Origin of the sequence: Bradyrhizobium sp. (assembly GCF_035309285.1) — a bacterium.
Taxonomy (GTDB): domain Bacteria; phylum Pseudomonadota; class Alphaproteobacteria; order Rhizobiales; family Xanthobacteraceae; genus Bradyrhizobium.
On sequence record NZ_DATGFH010000128.1, the window covers coordinates 63,092 to 79,886 of the forward strand.

The window sequence follows — 16,795 nt, forward strand, 5'->3', positions numbered from 1 at the left end:
ATTCCTCAGCATCACCTTCTCGGAAATGACGAGCGCAGAGACCTCGGCCGCATCATTCGATCCGCCGTTTGCCGAACGTGGGGGATTTTCCCTGCGCCGGTGGCTGGCGCCATTTGCCGTGATGCTGGCGCTGTTGTCGGCGCTTTTGACCTTCGTCGTCCTGACCGGGCTCACCCCGATCGAGCCGACGCCTGGGGTCGTCCGCACGTTCCTCGCGATCAATGCCGGCACCATCCTGCTCCTGGTCGGCATCATCGTCCGCGAGGTCATCCAGATGGTGCTGGCGCGGCGCCGGGGCCGGGCGGCGGCGCGGCTGCATGTGCAGATCGTCGGCCTGTTCTCGGTGATCGCGGTGCTGCCGGCGGTCGTGGTCTCGATCGTCGCCAATGTCACCATCGAGCGCGGCCTCGACCGGCTGTTCTCGGGTCCGACCAAGACGGTGATCCAGAACTCGCTGACGATCGCCAGCGCCTACATGCAGGAGCACGCCCAGCTCATCCGCGGCGATATTCTGGGTATGGCCAACGACATGGCCCGCGCGCGGCCGCTCTACGACCAGGACCGCCTGTCCTTTCGCGAGCTGCTGACCTCCGATGCCACCTCGCGCAACCTGCCGGGCGCGATGATCATCGACAAGAACACCAACATCCTGGTGGCGGCTGAAACCGGCATCAAACTGACCTACGCGCCGCCGGCGCCGGACTTCCTCACCAATGTCGGCGCGGCTGAGCCTGAAATCGCGGTCCTGCCCGACGAGAATTACGTGGCGGCGGTGATCCGGCTGCGCAACTTCAGCGACACCTTCCTCTATGTCGCCCGCCAGCTTGATCCGAACGTGGTGGCGCAGCTCAAGCAGACCCAGGCGAGCGCCGCCGAATATGCCCAGATCGAGTCGCGGAGGCTCGGCGTCCAGGTGGCATTCGCGCTGATGTTTGCGGTGATCGCGCTCACCATCCTGATGGCCTCGGTGCTGATCGGGCTCAATTTCGCCAATTGGCTGGTGGCGCCGATAAGGCGCCTGATGGGCGCGGCAAGCGCCGTTTCGACGGGTAATCTCGATGTGCAGGTGCCCGTGCACAAATCCGAGGGCGATCTGGCGCAGCTCGGCGAGACCTTCAACAAGATGACGCAGGAGCTGCGCACCCAGCGCGACGAGCTCGTCGATGCCAGCGAAACCATCGACAGCCGCCGCCGCTTCATCGAGGCGGTGTTGTCGTCGGCTTCCGCCGGCATCATCGGCGTCGATGCCTCCGGCAGCATCGGCATTCTCAACCGCTCGGCGGAGAAGCTGATCGGGCACGCGGAATCGGAGACGCTGGACCATCCGCTCTCCGACGTGCTGCCCGAGCTGGACGAGATGATGAAGACCGCGCGCGAGGGCACGCAGCGGCTGGTGCAGGGCCAGGTCACGATCCTGCGCGACGGCATCGAGCGAAATCTTTCGGTCCGCGTCAGCGCCGAAAAGACCAGCCAGTCGCGCGACAGCTACATCATCGTGCTCGACGACATCACCGAGCTCGTCTCGGCGCAGCGGACCTCGGCCTGGGGCGACGTCGCCCGCCGCATCGCGCATGAGATCAAGAACCCGCTGACGCCGATTCAGCTCTCGGCCGAGCGCATCCGCCGCAAATTCGGCAAAACCATCACCGAAGAAAAGGACAAATCCATCTTCGACCAGTGCACGGACACGATCGTGCGGCAGGTCGACGATATCAGGCGGATGGTCGACGAGTTCTCGCGCTTTGCGCGCATGCCCAAGCCCGTGATCGAGGGCGAGGACGTCGCCGATACCGTGCGCCAGGCGGTGTTCCTGATGAAAGTTGCGCATCCCGAGCTCGAGATCGAGGCCGATATCAAGCAAGACCCGCTGCATGCCCAGTTCGACCGGCGGCTGATCTCGCAGGCCGTCACCAACATCATCAAGAACGCGACCGAAGCCATCGAGCAGGTGCCGCCCGAGGAACTCGGCAAAGGTCGCATCGATGTCATTGCCGCGCGCGAGGACGACGACATCGTGATTGACGTGGTCGATAACGGTATCGGATTGCCGAAAGTGGCCCGGCAGCGCTTGCTCGAGCCCTACGTCACGACGCGCGAGAAGGGCACGGGCTTAGGGCTCGCCATCGTCGGCCGCGTGCTGGAAGACCATGGCGGCAAGATCGAGCTGAAGGATGCGGCCGATTTTCGGCCGGGCCAGCGCGGCGCCTGGATGCGGCTGCGTTTCTCGGTCACCGGCCGCAGCCAGACCAAGATCGAAGGCAGGGACCAGGCGGCCCAGGCCGAGCCGTCGACATCGGAAACAAGGCCGGACAACACAGAAACCAATGGGCAGGCAGAAGCGACTAACAGTGAAACAAAAATCGAAGCCGCAACAGGCCACTGACGAGCGGGGCGCGAGCCATGGCAAGTGACATTCTCATTGTCGACGACGAAGCCGATATCCGCGAGCTGGTCGCAGGCATCCTGGATGACGAGGGGTTTTCGAGCCGGACAGCGCGCGACAGCGATTCCGCGCTTGCCGAGATCGCCAATCGCCGCCCGCATCTGGTGTTTCTCGACATCTGGCTGCAGGGCTCCAAGCTCGACGGCTTGCAGCTCCTGGAGCAGGTCAAGAAGGATCATCCCGATCTGCCCGTCGTGATGATCTCCGGCCACGGCAACATCGAGACTGCCGTCGCCGCGATCAAGCGCGGCGCTTATGACTTCATCGAAAAACCCTTCAAGTCCGACCGCCTGATCCTGGTGGCGACGCGGGCGCTGGAAAACTCCCGGCTCAAGCGCGAGGTCCGGGAGTTGAAGCAGATGACGCCGGCGGCGAGCATCATGACCGGCCGCTCGCCCTGCATGAACCAGCTCCGCCAGACCATTGAGCGGGCGGCGAAAGCCAACAGCCGCATCCTGATCGTCGGTCCCTCCGGGGCCGGCAAGGAATTGGCCGCACGCACGCTGCATGCGGCTTCCAGCCGCGCCGAGGGGCCGTTCGTCGTCATCAACGCGGCGGCGATCACGCCGGAGCGGATGGAAGAGGAACTGTTCGGCGTCGATCAGACCAATGGCGAGCAGCCGCGCAAGACCGGCGCGCTCGAAGAAGCCCATGGCGGCACGCTGTTCGTTGACGAAATCTCCGACATGCCGCGCGAGACCCAGAACAAGATCCTGCGCGTGCTGGTCGACCAGACCTTCCAGCGCCAGGGCGGCACCACCAAGGTCCAGGTCGACGTCCGCATCATCTCCTCGACCGCGCGCAACCTGGAGGAAGAGATCGCGGCCGGCCGCTTCCGCGAGGACCTCTATCACCGCCTGTCGGTGGTGCCGATCCGCGTGCCGCCGCTGTCCGAGCGGCGCGAGGACATCCCCGAGCTGATCGACTATTTCATGGACCAGATCTCGGCCTCGACAGGCCTGCCGAAACGCCAGATCGGCCAGGACGCGATGGCGGTGCTGCAGTCCCATGTCTGGCCCGGCAACGTCCGCCAGCTCCGCAACAATGTCGAGCGCGTCATGATCCTGGCCGGTGGCGGACCGGAGGTCATCATAACCGCCGACATGCTACCGCAGGACGTCGGCTCCATGGTGCCGGCGATGCCGACCAGCAACAATGGCGAGCACATCATGGGGCTACCCCTGCGCGAGGCGCGCGAGGTGTTCGAGCGCGACTATCTGATCGCCCAGATCAGCCGCTTCTCCGGGAATATCTCTCGCACAGCGGAGTTCGTCGGGATGGAGCGCTCGGCCCTGCACCGCAAGCTGAAGGCGCTTGGAGTTGGCTAGCATTGGGGTCGGTTAGCGCCCGTTGCCCGCGTCTGGTTGGCATTCATGCATTTGCTTGGGAAATGCCGGCCAACCTGCGCGGAATTGGCGAAGATTGCCCCCGACTTCCGTGTGACAGGCTCGTGAAGCGGCTTGCCTAAAAAGCGCACCTGCCTTCTAATCGTTCCGTCGTCGTCTCGGGAGGGGGATCTCAAGGGACTGCGGCAACCGGAGGACGGCTCCATGAGACCAAAGAGAGAGGGCTGCCGCCGGTTCAAATAAAAAGACAAGAGCGGGATAACAACAATGGCGGCAGACCGCGCACAAAATCTACAAGACACCTTCCTTAATCACGTTCGTAAGACCAAAACGCCACTGACGATCTTTCTGGTCAATGGAGTGAAACTGCAGGGGATTGTGACCTGGTTCGACAATTTCTGCCTGCTGCTACGACGGGACGGTCATTCGCAGCTTGTCTACAAGCATGCGATCTCGACCATCATGCCGGGCGCTCCGATCCAGTTGTTCGAAGGGGGCGAGGATGCTCCGGCTTGAGAGTGAACTGATTGGAACCCCGGAATTGGCAAGGGGGCGCTGACCGTCCGCGGTCGGCAGGGGCAAGTGGCTCGGGCCGGGTAATCGTCATCGGCCCTTATTTGCGAATGCGCCGCGGCAATGCCGATGCGCAAACGGATGAGCACGTCCGCGATTTCGAGGCCCGGCTCGACGAGGCCAAGGGCCTCGCCCGCGCCATCGACCTCGAAGTCGCCGATGCGCTGATCGCCCCGATCGCGCAAATCCGGCCTGCGACCTATCTCGGCAAGGGCAAGGTCGAGGAGATCATCGGCCTCGTTGGCGGCAACGCCATCGAGCTTGTGGTGATGGATTGCGCGCTGTCGCCGATCCAGCAGCGCAATCTGGAGAAGGCCTGGAACACCAAGGTGCTCGACCGCACTGGCCTGATCCTGGAAATCTTCGGCCGCCGCGCCAAGACCAAAGAAGGCGCGCTGCAGGTCGAGCTTGCGCATCTGAACTATCAGCGCAGCCGCCTGGTGCGATCCTGGACCCACCTCGAACGTCAGCGCGGCGGCTTTGGCTTCATGGGCGGCCCCGGCGAAACCCAGATCGAGGCCGACCGCCGCCAGATCGGCGAGCGCATCGTCCGGCTCCAGAACGAATTGAAGAAGGTGCAGGCAACGCGCCGGCTGCACCGCGCCGGCCGCCAGCGCGTGCCGTATCGCGTGGTGGCGCTGGTCGGCTACACCAATGCCGGCAAGTCGACGCTGTTCAATCGGCTGACGCGCGCCGACGTGCAGGCCGCCGACATGCTGTTCGCCACGCTCGATCCGACCTTGCGCGCGCTCAACCTGCCGTATGGCGGCAAGGCGATGCTGTCGGATACGGTGGGCTTCATCTCCAATCTGCCGACGCAGCTAGTGGCGGCTTTCCGCGCCACGCTGGAAGAGGTGCTGGAGGCCGACGTCATCCTGCATGTCCGTGACATCTCGCATGAGGACGCCGAGGCGCAGGAGCGCGACGTCGATTCCGTGCTGCGCCAACTCGGCATCAATCCCGAGGATGGCGAGCGCATCATCGAGGTATGGAACAAGATCGATCGCTTTACACCGGAAGAGCGCGAGAATTTGCAGAACATCGCTGCTCGCCGTCCGGCGGATCACTCATGCTTCCTCGTGTCGGCCGCAACCGGGGAGGGGCTAGAGGCGCTGCTGGCGGGGATCGAACGGCGGCTGGCGGCCACGCGGACCACGCTCAACCTTTCGATCGACGCCTCCGACGGCGCCGGCATCTCCTGGCTACACCGCAACGCCGAGATTCTGGACAAGCAGTTGCACGACGGCCGCTTCGACATGACGGTGCGCGTGGATGAGACGAAGCGGGAGATTGTGGTCAACAGGTTCGACGCTGTGCCGCAAGCGGCCCCGTAGAGCCGTAGGGTGGGCAAAGCCAACGGGTCCGCGCGAGCGCGCGGCCCGATGACTGGCTCCGCGTGCCCACCATTTCAAGCAGCGAGATCGCGGAGAAAGACGGTGGGCACGGCGCGATGCGCCTTTGCCCACCCTACAAATCCCGCTCCTTCTCCTTCGCCTCGTTCCACAACGCGTCCATTTCGTCGAGCGTCGCCTTGTCCAGCGAGCGCCCCCGCGCGGCCAGTGCCTGCTCGATATGGGCGAAGCGGCGCTCGAACTTGGCATTGGCGCGCCGCAGCGCCATTTCGGGATCGACGTGCACGTGGCGGGCGAGATTGACGAGCGCGAACAGGAGATCGCCGGTCTCGTCCGCGAGTTCCTCCATGTCATCGCGGTCGAGCGCGGCTTCGATCTCATCGCACTCCTCGCGGATCTTCTGCAGCACCAGGCGCGGATCGTTCCAGTCGAAACCGACAGTGGAGGCCTTCTTCTGCAACTCCATCGCGCGCGTCAGCGCGGGCAGGCCGGCCTTGACGCCTGAGAGCAGCGAGGAATGTTCATTGGCGTGCTGCGGCCGCCGCGCCGCGCGCTCGGCCTTCTCTTCGACCTTGATGCGCTCCCAAGCGCTCTTGACCCCGGCGGGGGCGATGTTGCCGTCCTTGTCGGCGAAGACATGGGGATGGCGGCGGATCATCTTCCTCGTGATCGCCTCGACCACGTCGCCGAAGGCAAAGGCTTTCTCCTCTTCCGCCATGCGGGCGTGATAGACCACCTGCAACAGGAGATCGCCGAGCTCATCCTTGAGATCATCGAAGTCGCTGCGGGCGATCGCATCCGCGACCTCGTAGGCTTCCTCGATCGTGTAGGGCGCGATGGTCGAGAAATTCTGCTCGAGGTCCCACGGGCAGCCGGTCACGGGCGTGCGGAGCTGCGCCATGATCTCGATCAGGCGGGAAATATCGCGGGAAGGGGTCATGGGTGCACCTCGTAAGCCAGAGCGTTATGCCGCAAGAGGGGGAACGATCCCAGCGCAACGCCGCTATTTTTCCACCACCTGAATTAGCTGTGCTAAGGCCCTGCCATGAATGAGAAAATGCAATCCGGAACCGCACTGGTGCTGTTCTCGGGCGGACAGGATTCCGCAACCTGCCTCGCCTGGGCCTTAAGCCGGTTTGCTCGCGTCGAGACGCTGGGCTTCGACTATGGCCAGCGCCACGCCATCGAGCTTGCCTGCCGCGAGCGGTTATTGGATGGCGTCAAAGCGCTCAACGCTGATTGGGCGCAAAAGCTTGGCGAGAGCCATACGCTGAAAATCCCGACGCTCGCCGACATCTCCGATACCGCGCTGACGCGCGACGTCGCGATCGAGATGGGCGCCGACGGACTGCCCAACACCTTCGTGCCCGGGCGCAACCTGGTGTTCCTCACCTTCGCCGCCGCGCTCGCCTACCGCCGCGGCATCGCCGACATCGTCGGTGGCATGTGCGAGACCGATTATTCCGGATATCCCGATTGCCGCGACGAGACCATCCGCGCGCTCAATGCCGCGCTCAATCTCGGCATGGCCAAGCGCTTCGAGCTGCACACGCCGCTGATGTGGCGCGACAAGGCCGCGACCTGGAAGCTCGCGCATGATCTCGGAGGCGATGGCCTCGTCGACCTGATCCGCGAGCACTCCCACACCTGCTATCTCGGTGAACGCGGCGCCCGCCACGACTGGGGCTATGGCTGCGGCAAGTGCCCGGCGTGTGCGCTCAGGGCGAAGGGGTGGGGGGAGTATGTGGCGTCGTCGTTGCGAGGAGCGTAAGCGACGAAGCAATCCAGACTGCTTCCGCGGAGATAGTCTGGATTGCTTCGCTTCGCTCGCAATGACGGGGTTACCGGCGGAAGTCCTCTTCTCTCAGCACAATCGGCGTCCCGTGTGGCGTACGATCCGCCGCGTGGTCCCAGGCGTCGCGGTAGCGATGCAGGGTGTCGGAGGAGGCGACCTCTTTGGCGGCGACGAGGCGCTCCAGCGTCGCGAGCCAATGCCGGTAGTAGGTCTCGCCGGTGTCGGGATCGCCGGCGGCTTGCGCGCGCTTGATCTCGGCGCCGAGTGCGGCGGCCCATTCGCTCCAGGTGAACACGCCGCGCTCGTGCAGCGCCAGCGCCATGGCGAAGGCCTGCGCTTCCCAGGGCTCGCGGAACACAGGGCCTTCGGCGTCGCAGGGGATCGCGGGAACGGCGCGCGTGGCCTCCGCGCTTGCCGCGTCCATCACGCCTTCTCCAGATAGGGCTCGAAGGCGTCGATCGAGATATTCACCGTCGGATCGCTGTCCGCGCCCCACAGCTCGGTCCCATCGAACACCACCGTATAGAGCCATTGCGGGTTCTCGCCGGCTTCGGTTGCCGCCGAATCCGGAAATACATGCACGCCGTGATCGCGCTCGACCACGCCGATGTGGCCGCGCACGTAGCGCGGCAGCCGCGTATGCGTCACGGGATGAATGTTCTTCGCGCGCACCCGATCGCCGGCCCTGAATTTCGCCGGCGCCTGCGCGGTGCGCCCGAACTTGCCGCGCACCATGATGCGCTCGACGTCATCAATTCCGAACTTGCCGCGCTTCAAGGGCTTTGCCGGCTCACTGGCGTGCCCGACCGTGAGTTCCGAAGCCGTGACAAAGCCTCTGTTGACCAGATTGCCTTCCAGCCCAAGGAGCCATCTTCGGTAATATGAACTGGCCAGATAAATATGCGGAGGCAACCTTTCCTGGGCAAAACGCGACATGTCGATGTTGAACGCGCCGGCAGCGCCCATCGCGCGCACCATGGCCATCACGCGGCCTTCCCATTTCTCGTGAAAGGTCGGCTCGTTCGCTTCGACCTCGACCTTGCCGAAGCCGTCCATGCCGCCCATGTCGTGCACGCCGTTCATGACGGCGCACCCGGAGTTTTGGGAAAGCCGGTGCCGATCATGGAATCGCGCGTCACGAGCCCGGCGAGCTGCTCCTCGCTCCAGCCTTCGGTGCCTTTCGGGCGCATCGGCAATACCAGGAAGCGCGTCTCCGCGGTCGAATCCCAGACGCGGATCTCGATTTCCTTCGGCAGGCTCACGCCAAAATCGTTGAGCACGCCGCGCGGGTCCTTGACCGCGCGCGAGCGGTAGGGCGCGGCCTTGTACCAGACCGGCGGCAGCCCAAGCATCTCCCAGGGATAACAGGAGCACAGCGTGCACACGACCATGTTGTGGCGCTCGGGCGTGTTCTCGACCGCGACGAGATGATCCCCGACGCGGCTGACATGGCCGAGGGTTGAGACCGCTTTGGTCGCATCCTGCAGCAGCGCACGTTTGAAGGCGGGATCGGTCCAGGCCTTCGCGACGACGCGCGCGCCATTGTGGGGGCCGATCTTGGTCTCGTAGGCCTGCACGATGGCGTCGAGCGCGGCGGGCTCGACATAGCCTTTCTCGGTCAGCACCGTCTCCAGCGCGCGGACGCGCAAATCCATCTCGGAGAGTTCCGAGTGGTCGTGGTCATGATGGTCGTGGTCGTGTTCGCTCATGTAGCGGAGATTACAGGAAATATTCCGGCTATGTCGAGGCGGCCGGCTCCGCTATCGTGCTGCAAAATAATTTGAAAAGGGGAGGCGAACTCGTGGCCCTAAGCCAACTGTCGCAGTTTCTCAGCGTCGAGAAGGGGGTCGGGCCGGAGGGCCGCATTGCGGTGGTGCGGTTCGATCGCGGCGACGGCCTCAACGCGCTCTCGCCGGAGGCGATGCGGCAACTCACCGCCGTGGCGCGCAGTTTTGAGGACGATGCCGAGACCTCGGTCGTGGTACTGACCGGCAGCGCGAAGGCGTTCACTGCGGGCTTCGATCTGAAGGACGCGGAAGGCCGCGCCCGCAAGGAGATGGACGTGGGTAGCCTTCGGCGGGCTCTGAAAGTTGGGCCGCGGATGACCCGCGCCTGGCAGGAGATGGAGCAGATCACGATTGGCGCGATCGAGGGCTTTGCCATCGGCGGTGGCGTGGCGCTCGCGGTCGCGCTGGACTTTCGCGTGATGGCTGCCAACGCGCATCTGCGTGTGCCGGAAATCGGGCTAGGCATGAACATGAGCTGGCAGAGCGTGCCGCGCATGCTGCATCTGATCGGACCGGCGCGCACCAAGCAGGCGGTGATCCTGGCGGATCAGCGCATCTCGGCGCAGGAAGCGTATGAGTGGGGATTGGTGGAGGAGGTGGCCGAGCCGGGCAAGGCTTTCGACGCGGCCATGGCGCTCGCCGAGAAGGTCGCACGGCAGCCGCCGATCTCGGTTGCGATGACGAAGCTGACCGTCAACCGGCTTGCTCATGCGCTGGATGATCTCGCAAGCCACATGGATGGCGACCAGTACGCGCTCGCCACCATGAGCGAGGACCACACGGAGGGCGTCGCGGCCTTTCGCGAGCGGCGCAAGCCGAAGTTTCGCGGGCGGTAAGGATGTTCGCTTCGTCATGCCCGGCCTTGTGCCGGGCATCCACGTCTTTGCCTGCGGCAGGAAAGACGTGGATGGCCGGGACGAGCCCGGCCATGACGAGGATGGGATGATTTTAACGCGCGTTGCCGCCGAGATTCCAGCCGCGGCCACGCTCGCCATAGATCTCGTAACCGGCTGGCGTCACGCCGACCGTGTCCTCGAGCTTGATGAAGCCGCGCTTCGGATGCTTCATGGTGGTCTCGATCGACACCACCATGCCCGCTTCCAGCGGCCGGTGGGCGTCATAATCGTCGTAGCGCACCGGTCCCGTGGCGGTCAGGCGAGGGGCCTCGTGGCTGACGAGGCCCATACCGTGGGCCAGGAACTCGGTATGGTCGCGCTGGCTCAACTGCGCGAGCTGCTTCCCGGCGGCGGCATAGATGTCCCCGCCCATCGCGCCGGCCCTGACCGCAGCGAACGCGGCTTGCTGGACGGCCTCGATCTCGGCCAAAAGATCATTCAACTCGCTGTCGGGCTCGCCCAGCACCGCCATCCGCGCGAGGTCGCCGATATAGCCGTAATAATTGCCGCCGGAATCCAGCGACAGCACGTCGCCCTGCTCCCAGCGTTGCGGCGAGGGCGCCCGGTTATGGCTATCGCCACAAGCGAGCAGGCAATATTCGAAGGTCAGGCCGCGCGCGACCTCCGCGACCTTGAGCGCCTCGAACAGCTCCCGCTTGGTCGTGCCGGGGCCGTGCTTGGCGATAACGTCCAGCATGGAGTCCGTCACCAGCTCCGAGGCCTTCTTGAGCTTGGCGAGCTCTCCTTGCGACTTCACTGCGCGCAAGCGCTCGAGCACAAAGAGGGCGTCCTTGATCTCGCTGCCGGGCAGGGCATCGGCAAGCGCACGGCCGGCGTCCATCGGCAGGAACGCCATCTCCACCCCGATCCGCTGCATCGGCACGCCTGACTTCTTGATCAGCTCTACCGCGCGTGTGACGGAATCGACCGAGCCCATGGACTTGTTCTGGACCTCGCCCACCCAGAGCGGCACGACGGCGCGCTGATGGGCCTCCAGGGGATTGCCGATATAGCCCGCTTTCTCGGGCGCGCCCTTCGGGTAGATGAACGCGGGCAGGTAACGGCTGACCCCGATTGCATCCATGTAATCGAAGAAGATCGCGCGCTCGGCGTCGAGCAGATATTGGACGTTGTGCTTTGAGGTCGCGACCAGAATATCGAGGCCGGCTTGCTCCATCAGGCGGTCGAGCTTGGCGGTATCAAACGGAATAGTGCGGGACTGGGCTGTATGAGTGACGCTTTCCTGCATGACGGACCTCCGTTGGTCGCCGAAACAACCGCTCTTCCGGCGTTGTGTTTCTTCGGACCAAGCCATTCTGGGTGCGGCCCGTGCGTTTGACCAATGCTGAAGTGATATGGCGCCGTTCCGCCCGCGAGATGCAGTCCGCACAAAGCTTGTTGGCTGGGCTTTCGAGCCGGGGCAGTTTCCGTCTGCCCATATCAACAATTCGCATAAGGTATATTATGGAATTATTTTAGGTGACGTTTCACTTTACATACCCATGCGCTTGATGTAGGGTTTCGTCATTGGAGATAACCCATGGCGAACTCAGTCCTTTCCGAAGATCGGTTTCACAACGAGGACGCGGCGTTTGAGTACGTCGAGAGCCAGCTTTGGCCCCGTGGTCCGGTCTGCCCGCATTGCCAGAACGACGATCAGGCCAAGATCGGCCGCCTGTCCGGAAAGACGACCCGCGCTGGCCTGCGCAAGTGCTACGCCTGCCGGAAGCCGTTCACGGTCCGCATGGGGACTATTTTCGAGGAAAGCAAACTCCCCCTCCGATTCTGGCTTCAGGCCATCCACCTCATGTGCGCCAGCAAGAAAGGCGTCTCGACGCGCCAGCTTCAGCGCATCCTTGGCTGCGGCATGAAAACCGCGTGGCATCTTGGCCACCGCATCCGCTTCGCGATGGCTCCGGGCGGTGATCTGGGGCCGCTTGGCGGCTCTGGGAAGATCGTTGAGGCGGACGAAACCGAACTCGCGCGGTCCCGCAAGACGCGCCGTCCCGCTGGCTTCCGGCGCAAGTCTCACAACCCGATTGTCATGAGCCTCGTTGAGCGCGGCGGCGACATTCGGTCCACCTTCCTTGACCATCGCGCTGCCATGGCCGTGATCCGTCAGAACGTGCATCACGAAAGCCGCTTGGTGACCGATACGGCGGTCGCCTATCGCCACGCGCCGGTTGCGAGCCATGAGACCGTTGACCACTCCAAATTCGAGTTTGTCCGCGATTACGTTCACACGAATACGCTGGAAGGCTTTTTCAGCGTCCTGAAGCGCGGCCTTGTTGGCGTTTACCAACACGTCGATTCCAAGCATCTTGACCGTTACCTTGCCGAGTTCGACTTCCGCCAGAACACCCGCGAGAAACTTGGCATCAACGACGATCAGCGCGCCGCGATTGCGGTCCGCGCCACTCGTGGCAAGCGGCTCACGTATCAAACAACTCATAGCGCCATGGAAGCCTAAAGTTCCTTGGCAATTGGAGTTGCCTTTCAAAAGAAAGCGCCGACGTGAACGCAAGCGAGCTAGAGCGATTTTTGACGGACACGATGGCTAGGACACTAGCCATCCGTGACGTTGTGGTTGTGCTCTTGGCAAGCCAAGCCGCCTTGACTGGCGATCCTATCGCTAGTCTTGGGCGGATTTCGAATGGATTAAACGAGCGAATTGACGCCCCAGAGCTTGCCGACCTCGGAACAGAAGTTGCGGAAAAAATTCGCGCTGAATTGGATTGGATTTTTGAGGCAGCTCAGACATTAGCAACTTCGAGGGCCAAGAAACCCGGCGGCTGACTTCGGCGAACTTCTCTAAGTCTTTAATCATCGACATGACAAAAGCTCCACGCTGGCATATGTTGCTCACGCGGATGCGCTTCAGTCTGCTTTGAGGATGGCGCGGCGCGGCAACGCCGCCCATCATTTCTTTGTACTAATTGCGTAGGCTATTAATCCTCGCACGCTTAGCGCCACGATTACAGCAAATGTTATGGATTCGAAATCTTCCATCCCAACGTGATGGCCAAGCATCCACGCCGCAATTCCAAGGCCACCCCAGTATTGAATAGGTGGCTTTGTTAGCAACGAAATCGGTGTATCCATAATTTGCCCCTCCTAGCGAAGGCCGTCATCAGGGCTTATTATAGGCTGGATGGCACGCAAACCAGAACGCCCGCCCAACGATCCGGAACAGTCCAAGCGGTTCATTGACGCCGCAAAGGAAGCGGAAGCGGATGAAACAAAGGATGGCGCGGAACGCGCTTTCAAAAAGGTCGTGAAACGTCCATCACCCAAGGAATGATTGGTTGTAGATGGTCGCTTGGCGCACTCGCACATCGACTTCGATCATCAACCTCACCCAATCAGCAGCATGATTTGCATCACCGAGCAGTCTTTCGCTTTCAACTTCGAATCCGGAGACGAGAGAATCATCTTCCAGCAAACAATAGATCGGCGCGGATTTGGAACTAGTCTTGTCCAAGACTTGCTCAACGTGACGAGGCATCGTTAAGGCATCCATGAACGTCTTAATGCGTCCATCTATGTCGCCGCCTTGATAGACCTTGCCGGGCGGTTCTTTGCGCAAAAATCGAAACTTAAGACCGCAGTGTAGGGCGTAAGAATGTAACCATCCGGCGAGTACCGCGGGGAACTGAACTTGCGATGTTCAAAAGGGATGGAACAATCCTTCGGACCTTAGCGTGTCAATCGCTTCGGCGAGAGTAAGGCTGCGATGCAGGCAGAACCATTCTCCGGTGTGGCGATGCCACTGGAGGTCGAAGCGGTTGCGGCTGATCCAGTCGAGACGGGCGAAGGGCGCGTCAAACTCTTCGCCGAGATTCTGAGGGAAACCGGAGCGGTAGCGTTGAATGAAGCGATACTTGGTGCCGTGCCATTTGCCGAGGATATCGACGGGATAGTTGAACTGCGTCGGCCGGATGGTGGGCAGGAAGCGGGGCTTCAGGAAGTCGTCGATCAGGTGCTGGCAGGCGGCGGTCACCGCCGATTTTTCTGCCGCGGAAAAACCACTCGATCTCATGTGTCCTCTTGGCTCACGCCGCTTTGGTACGACCTGGCATGGGCTTTCGCCAGTTCCAGGGCAGAAGCTCATCCAGCTTGTGGATGGCGTGGTCGTTGATGCGCACAAGCACGTCGGCGAGCCAGGCTTGCGGATCGACGTCGTTGAGCTTGGCGGTCATGATCAAGGTCGCCATGACCGCGGCACGCTCGGCACCGCGATCTGATCCGGCGAACAGCCAGGACTTGCGGCCCAGGGCAAAGCCGCGCAGGGCTCGTTCGGCTGCGTTGTTGGTCAGGCAGATCCGGCCATCGTCGATGAAGCGGGCGAACCGATCCCAACGCTTGAGCATATAGTCGATCGGCTCGGCGACCGAGGCCGAGCGCGATAGGCGGCCACGCTGCTCGCGCAGCCAGGCTTCCAGAGCCTCCAGTAGTGGCGCGCTTTGCTCCTTACGGATGCGCATCCGCTCAGCAGCAGCAACGCCGTTGATGCCGCGCTCGATCTCGAACAGGACGTCAATACGCCTGACCGCCTCCAGCGCGATCGGCGAGATCGCTCCCGCATTCTTGCCTCGCCTTGTATTGGCGGCGATGTCCGCCAGTTCGAAGAACTGCCGCCTGGCATGGGCCCAGCACAACGCCGACGTGATCGGCCCCTCCGCGCGCGAGGGATCGTACAGCTCGTTGTAGCCGTTGTAGGCATCGGCCTGCAGGATGCCGCTGAAGGCCTTCAGATGCCGCACGGGATGTTCGTGCCGCCGGTCTCGTGAGGCATAATACAGCGCCGCCGGCGGCGCCCTGCTGCCAAAGGGACGGTCGTCGCGAACATACGTCCAGATGTGTCCCTTGATCGTCTTGCCCTTCGCCAGGATCGGCACATTTGTGTCGTCGCCATGCAGGCGCTCGGCACCGAGCACATGCACCTCGATCAGGGCGTGTAGCGGCTGCAGCACGGTCGTGCAGGCGCCGACCAGGTCGGCCAGCGTCGACAAGCTCAGATCGACGCCTTCCCGGGCATAGCGCTCGCTCTGCCGGTTCAAGGGCTGATGCTGACCGAACTTCTCGAACAGGATCATCGCCAGCAGGTTCGGTCCGGCGAAGCCGCGCGGCGTCACGTGGAACGGCGCCGGAGGCTGGGTGATCGTCTCGCAGGCCCGGCACGAGAACTTCTCGCGCACGGTCTGGATCACCTTCCACTGCCGCGGAACCACCTCCAGCGTCTCGGTGATGTCTTCGCCAAGCTTCGACAGCCGGTCCGAGCCGCAGCAGGGACAACTGGCCGGCGCCGGGATCACAACGCGTTCGCGCGGCAGGTGGTCGGGAAACGGCTTGCGCGATGGCCGCTTGCGCTGGAAGGATTGGATGGTCTGCGATCTCGCCGCCACCTGCTCAGCCGCCAATTTGTCCTCGGTGGCGGTTGCTTCCAGTTCCTCGAGCTGAAGCTCCATCTGCTCCAGCAGGCGTGCCGTGCGTTCGGAACGGGTGCCATAAAGCTGGCGCCGCAGCTTCTCGATCTCGAGCTTGTAGTGGCTGATCAGCGCTTCCGTGCTCGACAGGTCCGCTCTCGCATTGGCGGCGTCGGCCTCGGCATTCACCGCCGCCGCCTGCGCCCTTGCCGCCAGCACTTCCGCCTCAACCCGCGCGGCGCGCTCGGCGAGGATCATCGCATGCGCGGTGGCAAGATCGGTGGGGAGCGATTCAGAACTGTCGGTCACAATCCGATGGAATCACATCCATCAATAGCCGCAAGCAGAATCATCACCCCATCGAGGTCGGACGCCAGCTCTCCTGCGGATGGCGCCAGTCGATCCCCGACAACAGATAACCAAACTGCGCCGGTGAGATAGTCACCACACCGTCGGCCACGCTTGGCCACAGGAACCGGCCGCGCTCCAGCCGCTTGCTGAACAGACAGGCGCCCTGGCCGTCATGCCAGATCACCTTCAAGAGATCGCCGCGCCGGCCTCGGAAGCAGAACAGATGGCCGCTCAGCGGATCACGCTTCAGCACCTCCTGCACCAGGAGCGCAAGGCTGGCGAAGCCCTTCCTCATGTCGGTATGGCCCGTGGCAAGCCACACCCGCACCCCGGTCGGCAACGGGATCATCGGGCTCGTCCACCCGACAACGCAGCCACCGCCGCCGTCAACGTCGCGGGATCGACCGCGCCCGTGATCCGAAGCTGCACTCCGTTCGCAAAGGCGATCTCGATCGTCCCGCCAGTTCCTGCACGAGCTGCCCATGCCGGCTGCTCCGGCGCAACTGAAACCGCCGCAAATTGCACCTCGTCCTCCTGCCGCAATGCCGCTGCGGGCCCGATGGCACCTGTTCGCGCCTGCCGCCGCCAAACCGTCAGGAGATTGGGATGCACGTCATGCCGACGTGCCACTTCGATGACGCTGGCCGAAGGCGCCTGGCTCTCCTCAACGATCCGAAGCTTCTCGACCGTCGTCCATCGCCGCCGCCGCTCCGGACCCGACAGAACCGAAATCTTGCTCACGTTTGCTCATTTGCTTGCAAATCAATCAGCAAACTATCGCAGGCAAGGTTGTCGCCCGGAAGGCGGCCCTCACCGGAGGGTTACC

18 protein-coding genes are annotated in these 16,795 nt (G+C 63.2%); 8 read left to right on the forward strand and 10 right to left on the reverse strand.

Going from position 1 to position 16,795, the window contains the following annotated elements; all coding sequences use genetic code 11:
- The first annotated feature begins 25 nt into the window (after positions 1-25).
- The 4 genes from VKR55_RS24055 (at position 26) to hflX (ending at position 5,696) form a co-directional block, all read left to right on the forward strand.
- The gene (locus tag VKR55_RS24055) at positions 26-2,383 is read left to right on the forward strand and encodes a sensor histidine kinase NtrY-like (protein ID WP_324407287.1); all 2,358 of its coding nucleotides are present in this window, start codon (positions 26-28) and stop codon (positions 2,381-2,383) included.
- Positions 2,384-2,400: 17 nt separating this feature from the next.
- Positions 2,401-3,771: a nitrogen assimilation response regulator NtrX gene (gene ntrX, locus VKR55_RS24060; RefSeq protein ID WP_324407226.1), complete on the forward strand. Its 1,371-nt coding sequence runs from the start codon at positions 2,401-2,403 to the stop codon at positions 3,769-3,771.
- Between the two features lie 285 nt (positions 3,772-4,056).
- A complete protein-coding gene (gene hfq, locus VKR55_RS24065; protein WP_006020546.1) occupies positions 4,057-4,305 on the forward strand; it encodes an RNA chaperone Hfq in 249 nt (82 codons plus the stop codon).
- Between the two features lie 11 nt (positions 4,306-4,316).
- A complete protein-coding gene (hflX, locus tag VKR55_RS24070; protein ID WP_324407263.1) occupies positions 4,317-5,696 on the forward strand; it encodes a GTPase HflX in 1,380 nt (459 codons plus the stop codon).
- 133 nt (positions 5,697-5,829) lie between these two features.
- Here the strand turns inward: hflX and mazG are convergent, their stop codons facing one another.
- Complete coding sequence (mazG, locus tag VKR55_RS24075) at positions 5,830-6,654, reverse strand: nucleoside triphosphate pyrophosphohydrolase (protein ID WP_324407265.1); 825 nt, start codon at positions 6,652-6,654, stop codon at positions 5,830-5,832.
- A 117-nt stretch (positions 6,655-6,771) separates the two neighbouring features.
- On the opposite strand from mazG, the gene queC reads away from it, so the two are divergent.
- The gene (queC, locus tag VKR55_RS24080; protein WP_414642433.1) at positions 6,772-7,485 is read left to right on the forward strand and encodes a 7-cyano-7-deazaguanine synthase QueC; all 714 of its coding nucleotides are present in this window, start codon (positions 6,772-6,774) and stop codon (positions 7,483-7,485) included.
- 70 nt (positions 7,486-7,555) lie between these two features.
- On the opposite strand, the gene VKR55_RS24085 is transcribed toward queC, so the two are convergent.
- From VKR55_RS24085 to nthA, 3 genes are read right to left on the reverse strand one after another with little or no spacing between them, the layout of a single operon-like run.
- The gene (locus VKR55_RS24085; RefSeq protein ID WP_324407267.1) at positions 7,556-7,933 is read right to left on the reverse strand and encodes a nitrile hydratase accessory protein; all 378 of its coding nucleotides are present in this window, start codon (positions 7,931-7,933) and stop codon (positions 7,556-7,558) included.
- The gene (nthB, locus tag VKR55_RS24090) at positions 7,933-8,592 is read right to left on the reverse strand and encodes a nitrile hydratase subunit beta (protein WP_324407269.1); all 660 of its coding nucleotides are present in this window, start codon (positions 8,590-8,592) and stop codon (positions 7,933-7,935) included. Before nthB ends, VKR55_RS24085 begins: the two co-directional genes overlap by 1 nt.
- Complete coding sequence (nthA, locus tag VKR55_RS24095) at positions 8,589-9,218, reverse strand: nitrile hydratase subunit alpha (protein WP_324407271.1); 630 nt, start codon at positions 9,216-9,218, stop codon at positions 8,589-8,591. Before nthA ends, nthB begins: the two co-directional genes overlap by 4 nt.
- 92 nt (positions 9,219-9,310) lie before the next feature.
- Here nthA and VKR55_RS24100 point away from each other — a divergent pair, with 92 nt between their 5' ends.
- A complete protein-coding gene (locus tag VKR55_RS24100; RefSeq protein WP_414642434.1) occupies positions 9,311-10,132 on the forward strand; it encodes an enoyl-CoA hydratase/isomerase family protein in 822 nt (273 codons plus the stop codon).
- 112 nt (positions 10,133-10,244) lie between these two features.
- On the opposite strand, the gene VKR55_RS24105 is transcribed toward VKR55_RS24100, so the two are convergent.
- Positions 10,245-11,441, reverse strand: coding sequence for a Xaa-Pro peptidase family protein (locus VKR55_RS24105; RefSeq protein ID WP_324407273.1), 1,197 nt, complete (start codon positions 11,439-11,441; stop codon positions 10,245-10,247).
- Between the two features lie 291 nt (positions 11,442-11,732).
- Between VKR55_RS24105 and VKR55_RS24110 the strand changes: the two genes are divergently transcribed.
- Complete coding sequence (locus VKR55_RS24110) at positions 11,733-12,662, forward strand: IS1595 family transposase (RefSeq protein WP_324407275.1); 930 nt, start codon at positions 11,733-11,735, stop codon at positions 12,660-12,662.
- A gap of 44 nt (positions 12,663-12,706) precedes the next feature.
- Positions 12,707-12,988, forward strand: coding sequence for a hypothetical protein (locus VKR55_RS24115; protein ID WP_324407277.1), 282 nt, complete (start codon positions 12,707-12,709; stop codon positions 12,986-12,988).
- 490 nt (positions 12,989-13,478) lie between these two features.
- Here VKR55_RS24115 and VKR55_RS24120 read toward each other — a convergent pair whose 3' ends face one another.
- From VKR55_RS24120 to tnpA, 5 genes are all read right to left on the reverse strand, one after another.
- The gene (locus VKR55_RS24120) at positions 13,479-13,778 is read right to left on the reverse strand and encodes a hypothetical protein (RefSeq protein WP_324407278.1); all 300 of its coding nucleotides are present in this window, start codon (positions 13,776-13,778) and stop codon (positions 13,479-13,481) included.
- A gap of 81 nt (positions 13,779-13,859) precedes the next feature.
- The gene (locus VKR55_RS24125; protein ID WP_324407280.1) at positions 13,860-14,231 is read right to left on the reverse strand and encodes a DUF3024 domain-containing protein; all 372 of its coding nucleotides are present in this window, start codon (positions 14,229-14,231) and stop codon (positions 13,860-13,862) included.
- Between the two features lie 13 nt (positions 14,232-14,244).
- Positions 14,245-15,876, reverse strand: a complete 1,632-nt coding sequence (gene tnpC, locus VKR55_RS24130; protein WP_324407291.1) for an IS66 family transposase — start codon at positions 15,874-15,876, stop codon at positions 14,245-14,247.
- Between the two features lie 94 nt (positions 15,877-15,970).
- A complete protein-coding gene (gene tnpB / locus VKR55_RS24135) occupies positions 15,971-16,318 on the reverse strand; it encodes an IS66 family insertion sequence element accessory protein TnpB (RefSeq protein ID WP_324407281.1) in 348 nt (115 codons plus the stop codon).
- Positions 16,315-16,710, reverse strand: coding sequence for an IS66-like element accessory protein TnpA (gene tnpA, locus VKR55_RS24140; RefSeq protein WP_324407283.1), 396 nt, complete (start codon positions 16,708-16,710; stop codon positions 16,315-16,317). The genes tnpB and tnpA overlap by 4 nt, the downstream gene beginning before the upstream one ends.
- Between the last annotated feature and the right edge of the window lie 85 nt (positions 16,711-16,795).